Below are 21,008 nucleotides of genomic sequence, written 5' to 3' on the forward strand. Positions count from 1 at the left end.
ATGCGATTTAAAATTTTATATAATAATGGTAATTATAGTGATAATTGCAAAACTGGTCAATGCTAATATGGTAGTCATCATAGTCCAACTTTGAAAAGTTTGTTTTTCATTAATCCCTAAATATTTACTTACTAGCCAGAATCCACTGTCGTTTACATGAGACATAATGGAAGCTCCTGAAGCAATAGCTATAACCAACAATGCTTTGTCTATATCTGTAAAAACGGTTTGCGCCATAATTAATGGTGCTGTAATTCCTGCTGCTGTAATCATTGCTACTGTTGCAGAACCTTGTAAAACTCGTATGATTACTGCGATAAAAAAACCAAAGAATATAATAGGCAAACCAATTTCGGCAAAGTAATTGGCTAACATTTCACCAGCTTGCGTATTGACCAACATTTGTTTAAAAACACCACCTGCTCCTGTAAGCAAGATAATGATTCCTGTTGGAGCCATAGAATTTGAAGTGATTTCTAATAATTTTTTCTTAGAAACTTTTCGTCGGATTCCTAACATATACCAAGCTATTAGGTTGGCAAGAATTAATGCAACAATTGGATTTCCTATCAATCCAATCCAGTTTTTAACGGTTTGCGATATAATTTTTTCATCTACCAACGGACTATTGACAATTGTATTACAGACTATTAATAGAATTGGAATTCCAATAATAAAGAGTATCAATTCAATTGCAGGATAGTTTTCTGCTGTGGTTTCTCCTTGTGTAGATTCTGGTGCTTCTACATGTATTTTCTCTGAAATGTATTTCGCAAATATAGGTCCACAAACAACTGCTGTTGGCACTCCAACAATAAACCCAAAGAGTATTACCCAACCTAAATCTGCTCCTAAAATATCCGCAACTGCAATAGGTCCTGGCGTTGGTGGAATGAATGAATGTGTAATTGCTAATCCTGCTAAAAGCGGAATTGCATAAAGTAGTAATGATTTTTTTGTTCTCCGCTGTAATGAATAAATCATAGGAACTAAAATGATGAATGCTACATCAAAAAACACAGGAATTGCCACAAGAAACCCTGTCACCATTAATGCCCAAGAAGCTCTTTTTTCGCCGAATGTTTTAAGCATGAATTGTGCTAACGCTTCTGCTCCTCCTGAATATTCTAAAATAGAACCAAAAATAGCGCCGAGTCCTATGACTAATGCGACAAATTCCAGCGTGCCGCCCATTCCTTTTTTCATCGTTTCAATGATAGTCATTGGCTCCATTCCGGAGAGCATTCCAACCACAATACTCGCAATTAACAATGCTATGAAAGATTGCATTCTAAATGCTAGAATAAGCACTAATAATACTATGATTCCCGATAAAACCGATAAAAGTAATGGTACGTCTATTGCTGTTTCTATCATAATGTTTTCCAGTTATAGTGAAACTTTTCACCTGTAGCATCTCCTACTTTTTGATATGTATGTGCACCAAAAAAATCGCGTTGTGCCTGAATCATGTTTGCAGATGTACGTGCTGTCGTCATCATAATCCAATAGGAATATGCTTCAGAAATACACGGAATGTTCAAACGATTGTCTAATGCATGATGTATTGTTTTTTTCACCTCAACTTCTTGCTGTTGGAGTTTTGCTATGATGTTGGCATCTTTTAACAAAGAAGTATGTTTTGTAAAAACCTCAATGCTTGTTTGTAATAATGCTGATTTTATGATGCAGCCATTTGACCAAATACGACATATTTCAGCAAAATTTAGATTCCATTGATAAGTCTCAGAAGCAGCTTTTAATAATTCAAATCCTTGATGTAAATTCAGAATTCGCGCAAAACTATAGGTTTGCTTTAGTGTTTCTAGATTTACATTTCCTATTTTGTTTTTTGTTGTTACTGCTAATTGCTCTCTTTTTTCTTTGAATGATGAAATATAGCGTGCGTAAACTGCTGCCGTTTTTATCGTTGTTGGAATTCCTAGTTCTAGTGCCGCTTTGCTTGACCAAGAACCTGTTCCTTTATTTCCTGCTTTGTCTAAAATGGTGTCTAACATATAATCATCACCATCTTTTGTTTTTAGAATTTGCGCTGTAATTTCTAATAAATAACTTGACAATTCCGTCTGATTCCACTCGTTGAATAGTGTCGCTATTTCTTCATATGATAGTTGTACTGATAGAATTTCATATAATTCTGCCAAGAGTTGCATATCTCCATATTCAATTCCGTTGTGTACCATTTTTACAAAATGTCCAGCGCCTTCAGCTCCGATATATCCACAACATGGTTTTCCATTGTTATCTTTAGCTGCTATTGTTTCTAGAATTTTAGAAACTTTACGGTAACTTTCTATATCGCCTCCTGGCATTAGTGAAGGTCCTTTGAGTGCGCCTTCTTCTCCACCTGAAATTCCGACACCTAAAAAGTGTATATTTTTATCTTTTAATGCTGAGATTCTTCTGTTGGTATCTTTGTAGTGAGAGTTTCCTCCATCTAAAATGATGTCTTCTTCCGAAAGAAAAGGAACTAATCCATTCACGACTTGATCGACAGCTTTTCCAGCATTGACCATAAGGAGAATTTTACGAGGTTTTTCTAAGGCATTGACAAAATCTTGCATCACAGAGAAACCTTGCACTTTTTTATCGGCGTGATTTGCTACAAATTGTCCTGCAATGTTTACTTCTTGTTCCGTTTCTCTGTTAAAAACCGCAACAGAAATATTATTATTCAAAGCATTGATAGCAATACTTTTTCCCATAACACCCAATCCTATGATTCCAAAAGAAGCTTTCATGACGGTTGTTTTATTTTGTTTAGTACTTGTGTGATTATATCCGTTGGCGTATCTGAAATTGATAGATGCATTCCATATTCGGGAGTTTCAAGCGTATCAAATTGTGACTGCAGAAGGTTTACATCCATGAAATGGTTTTCACGATTTTGCATTCGTTCCTGAATTAGTTTAAAATCTCCTTTGAGATAAATCCATTGTATTGTTGAAATATCTTTTGACAAGATTTTTCTATAGTTTTCTTTTAATGCTGAACATGCTAAAATGGCTCCTTGCTTTCGCGATTGTCTTATTAGTTCTTGGTTTAAGTTTTCTAACCAAGGTTTACGATCTGCATCTGTTAACGCCACACCATTTGTCATTTTTTGAATGTTTTCTTTAGGATGAAACGCATCTGCATCTACAAATGGAATTCCTGTTGTTTCTGACAGCAATTTTCCAACGGTAGTTTTTCCGCAGCCACTTACGCCCATGATGACAAATAGCTTATTCATATGTAAATTTTGCGGTCAATCCTGCGGCTGAGTTTTGTCCAATCCAAATATTGAATACTCCTTTTTCTACGCTATATGTTCCTTGATTGTCATAGTATTTTAAATCATCTAAGGAAAGTGTAAAGCTTACTTCTTTTACTTCATTTGGTTGTAACGTTACATTTTGATAACCTTTGAGTTCTTTTACAGGTCGCGTAATTCGTCCTACAACATCTTGTACATATAACTGAACAGTTTCGCTTCCTTTACGTTTTCCTGTGTTTTTTACTTTTACTTTGATCGTTATTTCTGTATTGTCAGATATTGTGTTACTTGATAAGGCTTGATCACTGTATTGAAAAGTTGTATATCCTAATCCATAACCAAACGGATATTGAGGTAAGTATCCAACATCTAAATAGTGCGATGTGTTTCCTAAAGAACTTTGCCAAGCACCAATTGGAATGCTGTCCATTTGCACAAATTCTTCAGGTTTTACAGGTCTTCCCGTAGTTTTATGATTGTAGAATAATGGTAGTTGCCCAGCTACTTTTGGCCATGTTACTGGCAATCTTCCGCTAGGTTCCGCAATTCCAAAAATCATATCGTGAATGGCTGGTCCGCCCATCGTTCCTGGATGCCAAGTCATTAAAATTGCATCAACATCATTTAGAATGTTTCCAACAGTAATTGGTCTTCCTGCCATGATGACTAATACGATTGGTTTTCCTGTTTTTGCCAATTCTTTGATTAATTGTTCTTGCGCTCCAGGCAGATTGATGTCTGCTCTACTATGTGCTTCTCCAGATAGAATCGCTTCTTCTCCTCCAATAAATAGAATGACATCTGATTGCTTGGCAGCTGCAACAGCTTTTGAAAAATCTTGTGTTGATTTGTCTCTACTGTATGATAATCCTTCAACAAAATTGTAGTTTACATGTTGATTTTCAAATGCATTGATTGGTGTTTTTGTAAATTTTCCATCTCCATCAAATGTCCAAGTTCCTAATTGTTCTCTAGGTTTGTCTGCCAACGGACCAACAACGGCTATTTTTGTTGTTTTTTGTAATGGTAATATATTTTTATCATTTTTTAGTAATACAGAACTTTTGATGGCTGCTTCTTTCGCCATAGCAAGATGTTGATCTGCATATAGATTGTCGCTTTTATCAACTCTGTACGGATTTTCAAATAATCCCATTCTGAGTTTTACCCGTAAAATGTCTGCAACTAAACTATTGATTTGTGCTTCAGTTATTTTTCCTTCTTGTAAGAGTTCTTTTGTGTAGGTTTCAAAACTATTACTAGTCATTTCCATATTTAAGCCTGCATTTAGAGAAATTTCTGCTGCTTGTTTTAAATCGGTAGCAAAACCATGCGGAATCATTTCTTTGACAGAATCCCAATCAGAAACGACAAATCCGTCAAATCCGAGATCATCTCGCAATATGTTTGTCAATAATCTTTTGTCTCCAGAAGCTGGAATTCCGTTCATTTCATTGAATGCGGTCATTACTGTCTGCGAACCTGCATTTACGGCTGCTTTGAATGGTGGTAGATATACGTTTTGTAATTGTGCTTCACTGATGACAGCAGTATTGTAATCGCGTCCTCCAATTCCTGCACCATAACCAATGAAGTGTTTTGCACAAGCAATCATACTTGTTGGATCGTTAAGATTTTCACCTTGAAATCCTTTTACATAGGCTTTTGTTAAGCTTGAAGCTAAAAAAGGATCTTCTCCTGGTGATTCTGCAATTCTTCCCCATCTACTATCTCTAGCAATGTCTAGCATTGGTGCAAACGTCCAACGTACACCAAACGAAGAAGCTTCTAGCGCAGCAACTCTTGACGAATTTTCTGCAACTTCCGTGTCCCAACTTGCTGCCATTCCGAGTGGAATTGGAAATATGGTTTTGAAACCATGAATGACATCTCTTGCAAAAATTAATGGGATCTTGTTAGGGCTTTCTTCAACAGCAATACGTTGTAATTCATCTACATATTCTGTATTCATTACATTTAAGAAAGCCCCTATTTTTCCATCTCTTACAGCTTGCTTGAGTGAATCTGGTAATTTACCTTTTACTCTGCTCGATGTTCCACGGAGATTTAATTGTCCTATTTTTTCTTCAAGTGTCATTTTAGATAGTAATTCAGACACTTTTCCTTCTAGCTCGTTTGTTGGTTTTTCTTCCTTTTCACAAGCAACTATTGTGAAGGTAAGAATACATATGAGTACGTATATTTTTTTCATGTTTAGTGTTGTGTTAGTTCTTTAGTTGTTTCTACGGTTTTGAGTATTGGTTTTTTGAAAAAAGTGCTTTTTACACCTTTGGTATCTAGCTTTATTTTAAAGAGCGAACCTGCTGACGGATATTGTTCTTTTTCGGCATCTGTCATGTCTAAACTCGCCGTGGTAATGTAAAGTACATCTAAGTTTTTTCCGCCAAAAGCGCAAGAAGTAACATTATGCGCAGGCACTTTTATTTTTTGGATGAGTTTTCCAGTTTCTGGATTGTAGTTTGCGATACTATTGCCATTCCATAAACCTACCCAAAGCATATCGTTTTCATCTATTGCCATTCCGTCTGGAAAGCCTTCTTCTTTTGGAATCGTTACTACTATTCTCTCATTAGAGATTGTATTCGTAGTTTTATCAAAATCAAATGCTCTAATGTTGGCTGTTGGCGTATCTATATAATACATTGTTTTATCGTCTTTAGACCATACAATTCCGTTTGAAATGGTAATATTTCCAAGCATTTTATCTGTTTTCCCGCTTGCATTTACTTTGTATAGGTTTCCTCCAGGATTTGTTTGTGAGTAATCCATAGAACCTATCCAAAGATTTCCGTTCGGATCACATTTTCCATCATTGAGTCTTGTTCCTGTGTTTGTATCTTCTACAGCTGCCAAACGTGTGATTTTTTCTGTGGTAACATCAACAATATACACGCCATCATGCAGTGCAACGATAACTTTATTTTTTTCTTCTGAAGGCACGACTGTACCAATTGGCGCAGGCATTTTTATTTCTTTGTTCGTTTTGTTTTTAGGAGAATATATATTGAGTGATTGCCCAATGATATCTACCCAATAGAGAACTTCTTGGTTGTAATCCCAAAAAGCACCTTCTCCTAATTTTGCGGGTATTTCATATTCTAGTTCTGCAGTAAGTTCTGTCGGTGTATTCGTTTTGCAACTCATAAGTATGATCAGCAGAAAAAATAAAGCTGTTTTTTTCATATATTTTTTAGGTGTAATAATATGTTTTTGTGCTATGTGAGATGGTGTAATTTCATCATATAGCATTCGTGTTAGTTGTTGTTATATTTGATGAATTGTATAAAGTCATTATTTTTTATAGAAAGGATATATGGTGTTTTCCCTATGTTTATTTGTTGTAGGTCTTTGACATCTCCCGAAGTGTAAAATCCGCTTTGTGTGGCAGGAATTGCAATAAATTCTCCATTTCCATTTCCTTTTAGAAATACTCCATAGCTTGCATCATTTCTTGGTGTTTCTACTTCTGAATTGTATAAGTTTCCTGCGATGAGTGCATCTAGGTTTCCATCTTTGTCATAATCAGCTACTAATATTTGATTGATGCTTGACAGTTGTGCTTCCATCGGTAATTGATGAATTTTAAAACCTTCTTTTGTATTTTCTAGATAGATACTTGCAAATGATTTTACTTGATAATGCAATGCGTTTTCTAACTTGTTTTTTCCATACACATCTATCAATGTTGCTGTTGAGTATTCATCATAGTTTTTAAATTTTTCTTTGATTCCAGGTACTTGTTGTGATGAACATTGACGACCACGTACAGGATATTGTTCTCCGTCATCGTAGTAACTCAACACGATATCTTCTTTTTGATTTTTATCAAAGTCTTCTACATAGATGTCAAAAGTTTCTTCTTCTGTAGCTTTGTATTTGTAGTTTAGTCCGTTGTTTCCTAATACATAATCTATATCGCCATCATTATCAAAATCGCCTTGGTTGATGCTCCACCACCAACCTACCATTTCTTGTAGTCCAAGTTTTTCAGTAACATTTTCAAAGATTCCTTCATTATTTTGGAGTATTGTAATTGGCATCCACTCTCCTACAATGATAATATCTTCCCAAGAATCGTTATTGAAATCTGTGATGATTGCGCTTGTTGCCATTCCTAATTCTTGTAAGAAAGGCGCAAAGTTTTTTGTGTTATCTTCAAATGCTATCTCATTATTCATTGTGATATTTTCCAAGAGATAACTTGAGGTTGGGAACGGATATTTTTTAGGTGTTTGTCTTCCTAAAACTAATAGATCTTTTTTTCCGTCTTTGTTGTAATCTAGCTGATAAACTCGTGAACCACTGATTTTATTTTCAGGAATTGCCATTTCATTTTTTTGAAATTCACCATTTCCATTATTGATGTACAATCGATCTTTGAGAAAGTCTGAGTTTTGTGAGAATTCGTAACCGCCACTTGTTACATATAAATCTTGGTCACCATCTTGATCAGCATCAAAGAATAATGCGCCTGCATCTTCTGAGATTTTATCCGCATCAAATGTTGTTGCTGTTTGTGGTTTGAAACCTTCTTTTGTTTGTAGGTATAGTGTTGAAGAGTTTCCAAAAGATCCTCCTAAAAATATATCTTCTAATCCATCATTGTTTACATCTGCTGTAGCAATTGCTGGTCCTAGTGTAGACATTTTGTGCGGTAATAATACTTGTGTAGCAAAATCGTCATGATCGTTTTCTATATGTTTGATTTTATTAGAAAGTACTGCATTTGTTGAAAATAAAGTTTCTGCTATTGTATTTTGCTTGTCTTTTTGTGTCGGTTGAGAAAATGTTGCTTCGCTGTAATTATATACAAGTGTTTGATTGACAGCTATATTGTTTTGCCTGGAGATTTTTCCATCGTTCCAAATGACTTTGATACTATCAATTTGTTTGATTTTTTCTAAACCAAAGTGTAGCTCTGGTGCTACTGATGATTGAAATCCTCTAGTAAGAGTTAGTTCTTGTATTTGTTGTTTCCCATTAACATATACGATAGCTCTTGAACCCAATCCGTGTTTATTTGTTGTATTTCCTTTGAATTGAATTTTTAGATAGTTGTTGATGTTTGAAGCATTATTTTGAAAGATCGTAGCTTCTTCATCTATATTATTGATGATGATTTCTAAATCGCCATCATTGTCTAAATCTGCGTAAACGGCTCCATTTGAAAATCCTTTGTGTTCAATTCCCCAATCTTGATTCGTTTTTTTGAATTCTAAACCATCAAGGTTTTTAAACATGAAGTTGTCTATTTTTTCACTTGGGATTTGTTGACTTTTTTCTACTAGAGATAAGTTGTCATATTCTTTTTTTCCTATTTTTTTGAAGAAATCTTTATTGTTGATTTCTTTTCGAGTTCCGTTGCTTACAAATAAGTCTTTGTGTGAATCATTATCAAAATCAGCAAATAATGGAGCCCAACTCCAATCGGTAGAAGATGTTCCCGTAAGGCGAGAAATATTGGAAAATTTTGGCACGCCATTTTCTATAAAGCCAGAGTTTAATTGCAAACAGTTGTGCATGTATTGATAGTGAAATCCGTAGAAAACTGTTTCATAGAACAATCGTGGATTCATACTTGCCATGTTTGCTTTTTGACGGCGATTACTGTCTGCATCCATATCAGCCTGAAAGATGTCTAGAAAACCGTCATTATTGATATCTGCAATATCAACACCCATTCCGTAAAATGCTGTTTGATTGGTAGCTTCTTTGATGACTTCTTTAAAAGTTCCATCTTGATTATTGATGTACATAAAGTCAGGAATACTGTAGTCATTTGAGACATATAAATCGAGCCAGCCATCATTGTTAATATCCGCCGCAGCGATACCAATAGAGAAACTATAATTTTTTACGCCAGCTTCTTCCGACACATCGGTAAAAATTTCACCATCGTTTCTATATAATTTATCAGATTCAGTCGAATTTACATTTTCCATACGATTTTTATAAATCATATTTGGTGTGGAAGGATGTGAAATTGGATAGTTTGCTAAATACATGTCTAAATCACCATCTTTATCGTAATCAAAAAATGTAGCTTGAATGGAATTTCCTTCATCAGCAATTCCATATTTTTCTGCTGCTTCTGTAAATGTATTGTCTTTGTTATTGATGAAGAGTTGATTTTTTTTGTTTCCGTTTTTACCTGCTACAGAACAGTAAATATCCAAGTAACCATCATTATTGATGTCTACCATTGTTGTTCCTGTATACCAACGATTGTCACCAAAAACATTACTTGTTTTGGTTATATCTTGAAATTCTAAATTTCCTTTGTTTAGATATAGTTTGTTTTCTACTTGGTTTCCTGTGAAGAATATGTCTATTAGCCCATCATTATTAATGTCACCTACGGAAACACCGCCACCCATGTAGATTGAGGTGTATTTAAAATAGTTAAGCGAATCGGTTTCTGTAAGTATGTTATTGAAGGTAATTTTTGTTTTTTGAGTATCTAACTTTGTAAAGATTTTATCGCTACTAGCAACCTTGTCATTTTTTGGAGAACAACTAAATATGAGAAGAGTAAGTATAAGGGCTTTGCTCAGTCTTTTCATTGGTGAGTGAAGTTAAGGTTGGTTTCGAATTAAATAAAAATGAAAGGTAGGATACTTGTAATGTGTTGTTGCTTTTCGTTTGCAACCTTATTAGTTAGACTTAAAATTTTGATTTATTGATTAAATATTTCAAAATTTAGTGTCATTAAAATAACAAAGCAGTATGGAGTTACACACTGCTTTGTTAAAGCAATTCAAATATTAATTTTGAATAAAAATTGACGTTATCTTGTCCTCTTATGTATTAGTACCCAGGATTTTGATCTGCAATTGTTAGTTCTGCGTTTTTGTCAATTTCTGTAATAGGAATTGGGAATAAGTCATTTTTAGGAGCATATCCTGTTCCTGCTAATTCCGTAGCAGCTCTTCCCCAACGAACTAAATCCCAAAAGCGTTGACCTTCATGAGCTAGTTCTAAGAACTTTTCGTTTACAATTGCATCAAATAAAGCAGTTCCAGAAAGTGATGTACTTACATCTGCTAATCCTGCTCTGTTTCTTATTTTATTTAATTGCATACGTGCATTTCCATCTTGTCCAGCTTTATTATAAGCTTCAGCAGCTAATAACAATACCTCTGCATAACGGAATAATCTAAAGTTTACACTGTAGTTTAATTCACGTACACCTCCATCACTAGTGTCTTCTGATCTTGTAGCATATTTCATTCTGATAGCACCTTCGTAATCCCAGATAACACCACCAGTAGCGCTTGTTGGGTCAACTCCTCCACCAGCAGCAACTAATTCTGCTTCTGTAAGTAAGGTAGCGGCTTTTCTTTGTGTATCGCCAGCTACATCAAATGCATTTGCTAGTTTTGAAGTTGGTAAGTTGAATCCCCATCCGTTTAATAATCCTGTTCCAGAAACATCAAAGATTCCATCTCCTCTAGGTCCCATTAACTGAATGTGTAAGTTACTTTCGTTTCTTCCTCCCCAAGCGATATTTCCCCAATCTCTTCCTGAAGTTGATACGAAACCTAACTCTACTAATGATTCTATTCCAAATTCTGAATTGATAGACCAAACATCGTTTACATTTGGCTCTAAGTCATGTGCTGCATTTCCAATTACTGATTCAAAGTAAGGAATTGATTCTGAGTATTTTTCTTGAAATACTAATACTTTCCCCATTAATCCTTCTGCTGCTCCTTTAGAGAATCTAAATGCATCAGCTAATGCTGGTTTTTCAGGTAAGCCTGCAATTGCATCTGTTAAATCTGCTTCTACTTGTGCATAGATATCAGCTCTTGGAGATTTTCCAAGTCCAAAATCTGCAGCTCCTTGTGGAAGTGTTAATCGTAATGGCACATCACCAAACATTGTTGTTAATTCAAAGTAACACCAAGCTCTGATGAATTTAGCTTCAGCAATTGCTCTATCTTTGTTGCTAAGTGTACTTTCTTGCAAACTTTCAATAACTAAATTAGAAAGTGCAATAGTACTGTAAAAGTTATTCCATACATTTTCAATTGATCCGTTTGCTGTTGATACATTGGCATAATCATCAATGTCTTGCAACTGCGGTTGGTCACTTGAATTTCCTCCAGCAGCATTCGCATCGTCTCCTGGTAATAATTTCACTAGAAAGGCGCTGTGCCAATCTTTACTATAGTTCAAATGCATTAAGTCATAAATCCCTACGACTGCTGCTTCTACATTTTCCTCACTTTGGAAAAATGTTTCTAGATCTTCTACATTTTCAGGTTCGTTTGTAGTAAAATCATCACTACAAGCAAGTATTCCTAAAAATACAATTACGGCGGTTAAAAAAATGTTTTTTTTCATTTTCAAAAAGTTTTTTTTGATTAAAAGTCAAGAGCTAATCCAAAGATCATTCTAGCGGCTGTTGGATAATACCCTCTATCTACTCCAATGTCATTGAATCCAAAGTTTCCTATTTCAGGATCTAATCCTCTGAATTTAGTAAACGTAAAGTAATCATCTAAAGATACGTATAATCTTAAATTATTTACGTGTAATTTTTCAGACACTCTTTGAGGCAAAGTGTATCCTACTTGAATTTGTTTTATTCTCATATACGAACCATCTTCTACCATCAAATCAGTGTCATAAGCATCTGTAATAGTTGCTGACGATGGGAAAGTTGCATTATCACCAGGACTTGTCCATCTTTCATTGAAGTAATGTACAGGTTTGTTAGTGATAGGTCTAGAAGGTTGGTTATACGATGTAAAAATATCGTTCCCAAGACTTCCTTGATATTGTAAGTTAAAGTCAAATGCTTTGTACTGGAATGCAATGTTACCTCCAAATAATACATCTGGATGTGGTGAACCGATAAATGTTTTATCTGCATTAGTAATGTTACCATCACCATTTGTATCTACTCTTTGTAGTTCTCCAGTTGCTGGATCGACACCATTTGTTTGGTATCCGAAGAAATACCATGCAGGTAATCCTTCTGTAAATCTTGTAATTCCATCATCATTTTGTGGTGCTCCTGCTCCTTCAATTGATGTTCCTTGTGGCAAGAATAAGATTTCTGTCACTTCGTTATCTAAAGTAGATAAGTTTGCGTTGATTTGATATTTGAACTCTCTATCATTATTAGCATATCCGATTTCAAATTCGAAACCTTTGTTTACAATAGTTCCTGCATTGAATTCGTTAGATGTAAATCCTGCAGAACCTGGTGTAATCAAACTACCATCAGATACAATTAAATCTTCGGTCGTTTTCTTAAAGTAATCAACAGAGAAACGTAATTTGTTATCTAATGCTCTTAAATCAACACCAAAGTTTGTTTGTGTAGATGTTTCCCAAACAAGATTTGTATTTGCAAATCCAGTAATTTGCGCTCCACCTTGACCTAAATAATCAATTGGCAATCCATTGATGTTTCTTGTAATACTGATAATATCTGAGTTTCCTGCTAAGTTAGATTTGTTACCATTTTGTCCCCAACTTCCTCTTATTTTGAAATAGTTTACAAATGAGTCATCTCCCCAGAAATCTTCTTTAGATGCTACCCAACCACCAGAAAATGCAGAGAATGTTCCTGCTTTGTTTGCTGTTGGGAATTTGTCAGATCTATCACGTCTTACTGATGCTTCAAATAAATATTTACCAGCATAGTCATACGATAATCTACCGTACATAGACACTAAGTTATCTCTAAACGTAACAATATTTGATGTTCTATCATCAACCGTATATCCTGGTAAGTCTAAATCGAATCCTGTAAAATCAGGAATTGCAACGGAACCAGTTCTCGATAAAACTGTTGGCACTTCAAAATCTTCTGCAGAATATCCTGCTAATACAGAGAAATTGTGTTCGTCAAACGACTTTGTATATGAAGCAAAGTTTTCCCATAACCAACGTTTTGTACGAACACGTGATTCTGACATTGTGTATGTTGTATTTTGCGCCTCTGAAGCAACAAAATAAGGAGTGATTGTATTTTCATTTGAGAAATCACCATATTCATATCCAAATCTAGATGTAAAATTCAATCCTTCTAGGATTGTAAACTTACCATAAATTGTAGATAAGAATTGATTGTTTTTATTCAATGTTCTATTTACATCTGCAAATGCAACCGGATTTAATGTTTCTCCTGTTGAATATGATGGATATCCATATACATTTCCATTACTATCTCTTAATACAGGTACATCTGGAAAACCATTATCAGTAGCTCTATCTAGTACTTCTTGTGGCACTTGACCTGCAGGATATGTAACTGGCGTTAATGGATCTAATACTAAAGCATTTTGAATTACACCTCTTGTGTCATTATTTTCCTGTACACCTCTTCTTTTTATGAATGATGTAGTAGCACTTGCTCCAACTTCAAGCCATTTAGTAACATTACTTTTTAAATTTAAACGCAATGCTGTTCTTTTGAAAGAAGAGTTTTCTTTAGCAACAATACCATCTTGATCTGTATGAGCGATAGAAGCATAGTATGAAATTCCCGCAGTTTCTCCTGATAAACTTACATCATAACGTTGCATAAAAGCTGTATCAAACACTTCATCAATCCAGTTAGTATCAAATCCGTTATCAACAACAGAAGTAACTCCAGCTTCGTTCATATACGTTACAAACTGAGAAGCATTCATTAATTCTATATCACTGTTTAAGAACTGAAAACCAAGTTGTGAATTAAAGTTTACTTTAATGTCTTTACCTTTTCCGCTTTTTGTTGTAATAATAATTACACCATTTGCACCTTCAGTACCATATATTGCTGCAGATGCCGCATCTTTTAACACTTCTAAGTTTTCAATATCAGATGGAGGAATATTATCAATGTTTGAAACTTTCATTCCATCAACAATAAATAAAGGTTCAGAACTACCACTTGAACCAGTACCACGAATTCTAATTCGAGCACCAGAACCTGGAGAACCAGAAGACGACGATACAGTAACACCTGAAGTACGTCCTTGTAACGCTTGTTCTACTCTTTGGTTAGACACACTTTTAATGTCTTCACTATTTACACTTGAAATAGCTCCAGTTACCAAGCTTTTCTTTTTAGCTCCATAACCTACAACTACTACTTCATCTAATGCGTTTTGATCTTCTTCTAATGTAACATTAATTTCAGATCTGTTACCTACAGCAACTTCCTGCGCCTTGTATCCTACAAAACTAAATACAAGAACAGCGTCGCCACTTACATTATTAAGCAAATACTTACCATTAAAATCTGTGGCAGTTCCATTATTGGTTCCTTTTACAGAAACATTCACTCCTGGAACTGGTCCATTAGCATCAGATACAACTCCACTAATGTTTTGCCCATACAAAACACTAAAGGACGATAGCAGCATGACTATCAAAAAATTCTTTAAAATATTGTTTTTCATATTCGATAATTAATTAGGTTGATTCTTGAATAAAAAGTAATTTTTTAGGCTAAAATTGTCAAAAATTTAATAAAGACGTTCTATTATTTTCATCTTTTCACACAAAAAATCATTTAATTTGCACAAATGTATACTCAATATTAACAAATCTTTAATACAATTTTATCAAATGTCAATATATTTTTTATAAAATTGTGTTAAATTAAGATCAGATATCTATGCAAAAAAAGATTCACAGAGAAATAACACAGCTATCTCAATCAGATAGTTTCCTAGTATACTCTAGAGTAAAAGACGATTTTGATTTCCCTTTACATTTCCATCCAGAGTACGAGTTAAACTTTATTTACAATGGAGATGGCGTTCGAAGAGTTATTGGAGATCACATGGAAGAAATCGGAAAATACGAACTTGTTCTTGTTGGACCAAATTTACCTCATTGTTGGGAATTACACAATTGTACCAATAAAGAAATTCACGAAGTTACCATTCATATACATAATGATTTATTGGACGAAAAACTTTTATCTCGCAGAGTGTTTAAGTCCATCAAAGATATGTTAAACAGATCTATTCATGGTATTTTATTTTCAGAAAAAACCACAGAAGAAATCATGCCAAGACTCCTTGAACTTCCTAAAACATCGGGGATTGACTATTTTCTAGAATTCATTTCCATTTTACAAGACTTATCAAATTCACGAAATCAGAAGCTTTTATCCACTTCTTTTTCTAACTACAATGAATTTGAAAATAGCGACAAAATTAAAAAGATCTACGAGTACATTCAAAGCAATTTTCATCGCAAAATTACACTTGATGAAATCTCTGCACTAATTAACATGACACCTGTTTCTTTTAATCGATTTATAAAAAGTAGAACAGGAAAAACTTTTATTTCGTTCACTAATAGTACGCGCGTGAGCTATGCAACTCGTTTTCTTTTAGAGACTGATTTAAGTGTTGGAGAAATTGCTTATAAATGTGGTTTTAATAACCTAGCACACTTCAACAGGATGTTCAAAAAAATAAAGAATGCAACACCAAGTGAGTTTCGTGCTGAATTTAATGGTATTCAAAAAGTACTATGATACTATTTTATCATTTTAAATTCATTTTTAATTAATAAATATAAAAAAACTACCATTTTTTGATTATTTATGTACAATAGCACATGATATATTATTATACTTTTACAAACATAAATTCTATGAAACTTAACATCGTGAAAAATAAATACAATAAAATACTATCGTTAATAGCTATTACCCTTTGTTTTTATGGATGTGGAATAAATAAAAAAAGAAATTCGCAAATGGAAGTGTTAAAAATGACCGTAGAAGAACGTGTTGATTCTTTATTGGCAAAAATGACCATCGCTGAAAAAGTAGGTCAAATGAATCTATATAACGGTTTTTGGGATGTAACAGGACCAACACCTGAAGCTGGTTCAGCTAAATTGAAATATGAACATCTTAGAAAAGGTTGGGTTGGTGCTATGTTAAGTGTAAGAGGCGCTAAAAATGTGCAAGAAGTACAACGAATCGCTGTAGAAGAAACTCGTTTAGGAATACCTTTATTAATAGGATTTGATGTTATTCATGGATATAAGACATTAAGCCCTATTCCGCTTGCCGAATCTGCAAGTTGGGATTTAAAAGCTATTGAAAGTTCTGCACGCGTTGCTGCTACAGAAGCTTCTGCTGCAGGAATTAATTGGACATTTGCTCCAATGGTAGATATTTCTAGAGATCCACGTTGGGGAAGAGTGATGGAAGGTGGCGGAGAAGATCCATATTTAGGTAGTAAAATTGCCAGTGCACGTGTTCAAGGTTTTCAAGGAAATGATTTAGCAGATGAAAACTCAATTGCAGCATGTGCTAAACATTTTGCAGCTTATGGCTTCTCTGAAGCTGGAAAGGAATACAATACTGTAGATATAGGAACATCGACACTATATAACACTGTACTTCCTCCATTTAAAGCAGCAGCTGATAGTGGCGTAAAAACGTTCATGAATTCTTTTAATGAACTAAATGGTGTTCCTGTAACTGGAAGTGAATTTTTACAAAGAGATATCTTAAAAGGAGCATGGAATTTTGAAGGATTTGTAGTTTCAGATTGGGCTTCCATTAATGAGCTTATTTTCTGGGGACATGCTAAAGATAAACGAGAAGCTGCTATTATTGCATCTCGTGCCGGTTCCGACTTAGACATGGAAGGTTATGTATATGTTCGTGAATTAGTGAAATTAGTAGAAGAAGGCGTCGTAAAAGAAAGCATTGTTGATGATGCTGTACGTAGAATATTAAAAGTAAAATTTGAACTAGGATTGTTTGACAATCCATATAAATACTGCGATCCTGTTAATGAAGAAAAAGTTATCGGGCACAAAAAGCACCATGAAGCCGTATTAGATGTTGCTAAAAAATCAATTGTATTATTAAAAAATGAAGGAAATTTACTTCCTCTAAAAAAAGAAGGTCAAAAAATAGCATTAATAGGACCACTTGCAGCTGATAAAAACAGCCCATTAGGAAGTTGGAGAATTGCTTCTGATGATAATACAGCTGTTTCTGTTTTAGAAGGAATGAAAAAATATACAGGTAATACCTTGACACATAAAAAAGGACTCGATTTAGTAGTAGGACATACTGCTTTCATCGAAGAAGTTGTGGTTAACAACACCAATCGTGATGGTATGGATGAAGCTGTTGAAACAGCAAAATCAGCAGATGTTGTTGTCATGGTATTAGGTGAACATGGTTTTCAAAGTGGTGAAGGAAGAAGTAGAACTAATTTAGACTTACCTGGATTACAACAAGAATTACTAGAAGCTGTATTCGCTGTAAATAAGAATATAGTACTTGTTTTAAATAACGGACGACCATTAGCTATTGAATGGGCAGCCAAAAACATTCCTACCATTGTAGAAGGCTGGCAGCTTGGAACGCAATCAGGAAATGCTATTGCACAAGTACTGTATGGAGACTATAATCCAAGTGGAAAGCTACCAATGACTTTTCCAAGAAACGTTGGACAAGTTCCTATTTACTACAATTATAAAAGCACAGGAAGACCTGAAAACACTAACGATAATGTATTCTGGTCACATTATATCGATGTAGAAAACACTCCTTTATATCCTTTTGGACATGGATTGAGTTACACTACGTTTGAGTACAGTAATTTTAAAGTTCATGGAAGCGAATTTGCTATTGGCGATGAAATCAAAGTTACTGTTGATGTAACCAACACAGGAAATTACGACGGAAAAGAAGTAATACAGTTATACATTAGAGATCTACACGCTAGCACCACTAGACCTGTTCGCGAATTAAAAGGTTTTGAGTTAACACACTTTAACAAAGGAGAAACTAAAACTATTGAATTTACATTGACCGATAAGGAACTTGGTTTTTTCAATAATCAAGGGAAATATATTGTAGAAGCAGGCGATTTTGAAGTATTTGTAGGAGGAAGTTCTACAGCTACGTTAAAAGACAGCTTTATTCTAAAACATTAAAATAATCGAACCTGTAACGATAACGGCTCATGTTACAGGTTATGTTTATATAGTTTATTTATTAATTAATTTATTCGACCATAAGGTGTTCAACTGATTGAACACCTTATTTTTTTATTCTTTTTCAACCAAATCTATCTTAGTAAGGCACATAACCAACAGGAATACATACAGGCGCCTGACCTCCCATACAACCATCAAAAACTTGCGTCCAAATATCATGTCGTTGCTCATAAGTTAAATACATCTCATAAGAAGGGTCTACGTAGTTAGGAACATGTTCTTCCATGTAATAGTCTGCCATTTGCAAGCAACAATGCGGATCTATTTGATTTCTTCCACCACCGATAGCTTTCTGTTCTGTCTTATCTATTTCTTGAACGTTTTTCAATTTTAAGATGTTTTTTATCATATTAAATTACTTATTGATACTCTGAGCAAATAAATTCATTTTGAGAGCAGTCAGAGCTTCTACTCTTGTTTATCAAATAAACTCAGAATAGTATCCATTTCAAATAAACAGAAGCTATAATTATCGAATTACAGGGAGAAATAAAAAAACATAAATCCATGATTTAAAATCACTTACATTCAACATCATTTACAAGACATGCATAAATATTATTATTGTTAAATAAGGTGTTACCGTAGCATTTTTTTTTTGTTTTGCACTACTTTTTAATTCTAACTTTAACCTATTTAAAAATGAAAAAAAAGAACTTAAACGGATTATCATTAAACAAAAAATCAATTGCAAACTTTAGTGGTAAAGTAGGCGGAACTAATCAGCATCCTGCTCCTACACAATATGCAGGTTGCCAAGATACGAATGCTGCTTGTGAGAGTGGACTTTGTGCTACAGGTGCACAATGTGAGATTGATAGTTTTTTATGCACAAACTTTAATTGTCAATTACAGACTACCATTTTCCCTATTTGTTAATTACCATTTTATGAAAGTCATTGAATGAATAATCTAATTGTTCAATGACTTTCCTTTATTCCTTTATTTATTTTCTTTAGATTGATTACTCTTCTTCTCTACCGATGTTTCTTCAAAAAAAGCTATAACCATTCAATTTCACGTATAAAATTCAACTGTACAGTTATAAAAATTAACAAATCCTAATAGTGTTTCTTTTTAACATATCATATATTAGTACCTTACAATTTGCATTCCCTCAAAACTGTATATTATAAATGACCCATAATTTCCCTCTAAAAACTCTTCAAAGACTTCATGAACCAAGAAAATTTGAATTGATTGATGAATTTGATCAAATAGACAATGAATTCATTAAAATAAAATACAGTCATAGATCATTTACCGTTAATGAAGCTCCTTTTATTGATACGTCTAGCGTGCAAACTATAGGACTTTTTTCTGGTGCAGGCGGCTTGGATATTGGAGCGCAATTAGCAGGTTCAAAAGTAATTTCAAGTTTAGATTTTAATTTGGACAGTGTAAAAACATTAGAAGCAAATAATTTCTTTAAACACACACATCATTTTCATAAAGATATCAAAGAAGTAAACGCTAGTCTGTATAAAGACATTTTAAGAGAAAATAATCCTGAAAAACTAATTTTAATTGGAGGTCCGCCATGTCAACCATTTTCAAAAGCTGGTTACTGGAAAAAACATGAAAATCGTTTAGGCAGTGACGATCCGAGAAACATGATTGGCAATTATTTAAGACTTATTGAAGAACTAAAACCCAATGGTTTTATTTTAGAAAATGTAGAAAGTTTATTGCATCCAAAGAATATCGTAGCTGTAGAAAAACTTGAAGAAGCTATTGACAAATTAGGGTACAATCATATTAAATTTCGTGTAAATGCTGCCGATTTTGGTATTCCACAGAAAAGAAAAAGAGTTTTCTTCATTGCGTCAAAGAATACTATTGAATTAGATCCAGTAAAAACTCATGGAACTGAAGAAGAAAGAGTTTTCAATAGCAATTTAAAACCTTATGAACGAGTTATTGATTGGATTGGTAAATATGATGATCCAAAATATTCTAATGATTACGATTCTATTGACGGAAAATACTATGAAGACTTAATGGCAATTCCACCTGGTCAAAATTATTTTGCCTTAACCCAAAAACGAGGTTATCCAAACCCAAGATTCATCGCTCGTAAAAGATATTGGTCTTTTTTACTAAAATTACACCCTTTGTTACCTTCATGGACTATTATTGCTTCTCCAGGACATTGGGAAGGTCCTTTTCATTGGACAGGCAGAAGGTTACGACTAAAAGAACTAGCCGCCATACAAACATTCCCTGAAGACTATAATTTTATAGGATCAAGACGTTCAATACAAAAACAAATAGGAAATGCCGTTCCGCCATTGCTAGGAAAAATTGTTGTGCAACATTTAACAAAACATCTTTAATTATTGTTATGGGTAACAATTTCGTGTGTATATAACTTTTAAGTATATAATGAATCAAAAACTATTCACATGAAAAAAAAGAAATTACAATCATTAGCACTCAACAAAAGAACTATTTCTAATTTTAAACACAGAGAATTACGAGGCGGTTATGCTTCCGATCGTTTAAATGGCTCATGTACAGCTGGAAATTGCGGAACTACAGCTCCATTACCTACTAGCAAATGTCCATTACCAACAGAAGACTGTACAGAAGGTTTTATTTGCTCTTCCGCATTATGCGCTATTAAATCAGAAGATTTCATCATTTGTCTTGGCACACGACCTTAATGTTACTTTTTATAAATCGCAAGGAATTTTAAAAATCGTAGATATTGACT

14 protein-coding genes are annotated in these 21,008 nt (G+C 34.0%); 5 read left to right on the top strand and 9 right to left on the bottom strand.

Annotated elements, in window-relative coordinates; translation table 11 throughout:
- Window positions 1-15 precede the first annotated feature (15 nt).
- The 8 genes from ACOQOS_RS08790 to ACOQOS_RS08825 form a co-directional block, all read right to left on the bottom strand.
- Window positions 16-1,377 (bottom strand): GntP family permease, encoded by a 1,362-nt coding sequence (locus ACOQOS_RS08790; RefSeq protein ID WP_420574599.1) that lies wholly within the window; start codon window positions 1,375-1,377, stop codon window positions 16-18.
- Window positions 1,374-2,762: an NADP-dependent phosphogluconate dehydrogenase gene (gene gndA, locus ACOQOS_RS08795; RefSeq protein ID WP_420574600.1), complete on the bottom strand. Its 1,389-nt coding sequence runs from the start codon at window positions 2,760-2,762 to the stop codon at window positions 1,374-1,376. The genes ACOQOS_RS08790 and gndA overlap by 4 nt, the downstream gene beginning before the upstream one ends.
- Complete coding sequence (locus tag ACOQOS_RS08800) at window positions 2,759-3,253, bottom strand: gluconokinase (protein WP_420574601.1); 495 nt, start codon at window positions 3,251-3,253, stop codon at window positions 2,759-2,761. The genes gndA and ACOQOS_RS08800 overlap by 4 nt, the downstream gene beginning before the upstream one ends.
- Window positions 3,246-5,489: a glycoside hydrolase family 3 N-terminal domain-containing protein gene (locus ACOQOS_RS08805; protein WP_420574602.1), complete on the bottom strand. Its 2,244-nt coding sequence runs from the start codon at window positions 5,487-5,489 to the stop codon at window positions 3,246-3,248. The genes ACOQOS_RS08800 and ACOQOS_RS08805 overlap by 8 nt, the downstream gene beginning before the upstream one ends.
- 2 nt (window positions 5,490-5,491) lie before the next feature.
- A complete protein-coding gene (locus ACOQOS_RS08810) occupies window positions 5,492-6,547 on the bottom strand; it encodes an SMP-30/gluconolactonase/LRE family protein (RefSeq protein ID WP_420574603.1) in 1,056 nt (351 codons plus the stop codon).
- Window positions 6,548-6,552: 5 nt separating this feature from the next.
- The gene (locus ACOQOS_RS08815; RefSeq protein ID WP_420574604.1) at window positions 6,553-9,861 is read right to left on the bottom strand and encodes a VCBS repeat-containing protein; all 3,309 of its coding nucleotides are present in this window, start codon (window positions 9,859-9,861) and stop codon (window positions 6,553-6,555) included.
- Between the two features lie 244 nt (window positions 9,862-10,105).
- A complete protein-coding gene (locus tag ACOQOS_RS08820) occupies window positions 10,106-11,647 on the bottom strand; it encodes a RagB/SusD family nutrient uptake outer membrane protein (protein ID WP_420574605.1) in 1,542 nt (513 codons plus the stop codon).
- 20 nt (window positions 11,648-11,667) lie between these two features.
- Window positions 11,668-14,703 carry a SusC/RagA family TonB-linked outer membrane protein gene (locus ACOQOS_RS08825; protein WP_420574606.1) on the bottom strand — a complete coding sequence of 1,012 codons (3,036 nt, stop codon included), beginning with the start codon at window positions 14,701-14,703 and terminating at the stop codon, window positions 11,668-11,670.
- Between the two features lie 218 nt (window positions 14,704-14,921).
- On the opposite strand from ACOQOS_RS08825, the gene ACOQOS_RS08830 reads away from it, so the two are divergent.
- On the top strand, window positions 14,922-15,794 hold the full coding sequence (locus ACOQOS_RS08830) for an AraC family transcriptional regulator (RefSeq protein WP_420574607.1): 873 nt from the start codon (window positions 14,922-14,924) through the stop codon (window positions 15,792-15,794).
- A 119-nt stretch (window positions 15,795-15,913) separates the two neighbouring features.
- Window positions 15,914-18,229: a beta-glucosidase BglX gene (bglX, locus tag ACOQOS_RS08835; RefSeq protein ID WP_420574608.1), complete on the top strand. Its 2,316-nt coding sequence runs from the start codon at window positions 15,914-15,916 to the stop codon at window positions 18,227-18,229.
- Between the two features lie 139 nt (window positions 18,230-18,368).
- Here bglX and ACOQOS_RS08840 read toward each other — a convergent pair whose 3' ends face one another.
- A complete protein-coding gene (locus ACOQOS_RS08840; RefSeq protein WP_420574609.1) occupies window positions 18,369-18,641 on the bottom strand; it encodes a hypothetical protein in 273 nt (90 codons plus the stop codon).
- Window positions 18,642-18,934: 293 nt separating this feature from the next.
- On the opposite strand from ACOQOS_RS08840, the gene ACOQOS_RS08845 reads away from it, so the two are divergent.
- The 3 genes from ACOQOS_RS08845 (at window position 18,935) to ACOQOS_RS08855 (ending at window position 20,958) form a co-directional block, all read left to right on the top strand.
- The gene (locus ACOQOS_RS08845) at window positions 18,935-19,171 is read left to right on the top strand and encodes a hypothetical protein (protein WP_420574610.1); all 237 of its coding nucleotides are present in this window, start codon (window positions 18,935-18,937) and stop codon (window positions 19,169-19,171) included.
- A 257-nt stretch (window positions 19,172-19,428) separates the two neighbouring features.
- Window positions 19,429-20,628, top strand: a complete 1,200-nt coding sequence (locus ACOQOS_RS08850; RefSeq protein ID WP_420574611.1) for a DNA cytosine methyltransferase — start codon at window positions 19,429-19,431, stop codon at window positions 20,626-20,628.
- Window positions 20,629-20,697: 69 nt separating this feature from the next.
- Window positions 20,698-20,958: a hypothetical protein gene (locus tag ACOQOS_RS08855; protein WP_420574612.1), complete on the top strand. Its 261-nt coding sequence runs from the start codon at window positions 20,698-20,700 to the stop codon at window positions 20,956-20,958.
- Window positions 20,959-21,008 lie beyond the last annotated feature (50 nt).

The sequence above is a fragment of the Kordia sp. genome (assembly GCF_965224175.1).
In the GTDB taxonomy this organism is placed as follows: domain Bacteria; phylum Bacteroidota; class Bacteroidia; order Flavobacteriales; family Flavobacteriaceae; genus Kordia.

What these genes read in the sequence shown, in the direction of transcription:
- ACOQOS_RS08840 (WP_420574609.1), bottom strand. Translation starts at nt 18,641, where the DNA reads ATGATAAAAAACATCTTAAAATTGAAAAACGTTCAAGAAATAGATAAG.
- gndA (WP_420574600.1), bottom strand. Translation starts at nt 2,762, where the DNA reads ATGAAAGCTTCTTTTGGAATCATAGGATTGGGTGTTATGGGAAAAAGT.
- ACOQOS_RS08815 (WP_420574604.1), bottom strand. Translation starts at nt 9,861, where the DNA reads ATGAAAAGACTGAGCAAAGCCCTTATACTTACTCTTCTCATATTTAGT.
- ACOQOS_RS08805 (WP_420574602.1), bottom strand. Translation starts at nt 5,489, where the DNA reads ATGAAAAAAATATACGTACTCATATGTATTCTTACCTTCACAATAGTT.
- bglX (WP_420574608.1), top strand. Translation starts at nt 15,914, where the DNA reads ATGAAACTTAACATCGTGAAAAATAAATACAATAAAATACTATCGTTA.
- ACOQOS_RS08830 (WP_420574607.1), top strand. Translation starts at nt 14,922, where the DNA reads ATGCAAAAAAAGATTCACAGAGAAATAACACAGCTATCTCAATCAGAT.
- ACOQOS_RS08855 (WP_420574612.1), top strand. Translation starts at nt 20,698, where the DNA reads ATGAAAAAAAAGAAATTACAATCATTAGCACTCAACAAAAGAACTATT.
- ACOQOS_RS08820 (WP_420574605.1), bottom strand. Translation starts at nt 11,647, where the DNA reads ATGAAAAAAAACATTTTTTTAACCGCCGTAATTGTATTTTTAGGAATA.
- ACOQOS_RS08800 (WP_420574601.1), bottom strand. Translation starts at nt 3,253, where the DNA reads ATGAATAAGCTATTTGTCATCATGGGCGTAAGTGGCTGCGGAAAAACT.
- ACOQOS_RS08850 (WP_420574611.1), top strand. Translation starts at nt 19,429, where the DNA reads ATGACCCATAATTTCCCTCTAAAAACTCTTCAAAGACTTCATGAACCA.
- ACOQOS_RS08825 (WP_420574606.1), bottom strand. Translation starts at nt 14,703, where the DNA reads ATGAAAAACAATATTTTAAAGAATTTTTTGATAGTCATGCTGCTATCG.
- ACOQOS_RS08810 (WP_420574603.1), bottom strand. Translation starts at nt 6,547, where the DNA reads ATGCTATATGATGAAATTACACCATCTCACATAGCACAAAAACATATT.
- ACOQOS_RS08845 (WP_420574610.1), top strand. Translation starts at nt 18,935, where the DNA reads ATGAAAAAAAAGAACTTAAACGGATTATCATTAAACAAAAAATCAATT.
- ACOQOS_RS08790 (WP_420574599.1), bottom strand. Translation starts at nt 1,377, where the DNA reads ATGATAGAAACAGCAATAGACGTACCATTACTTTTATCGGTTTTATCG.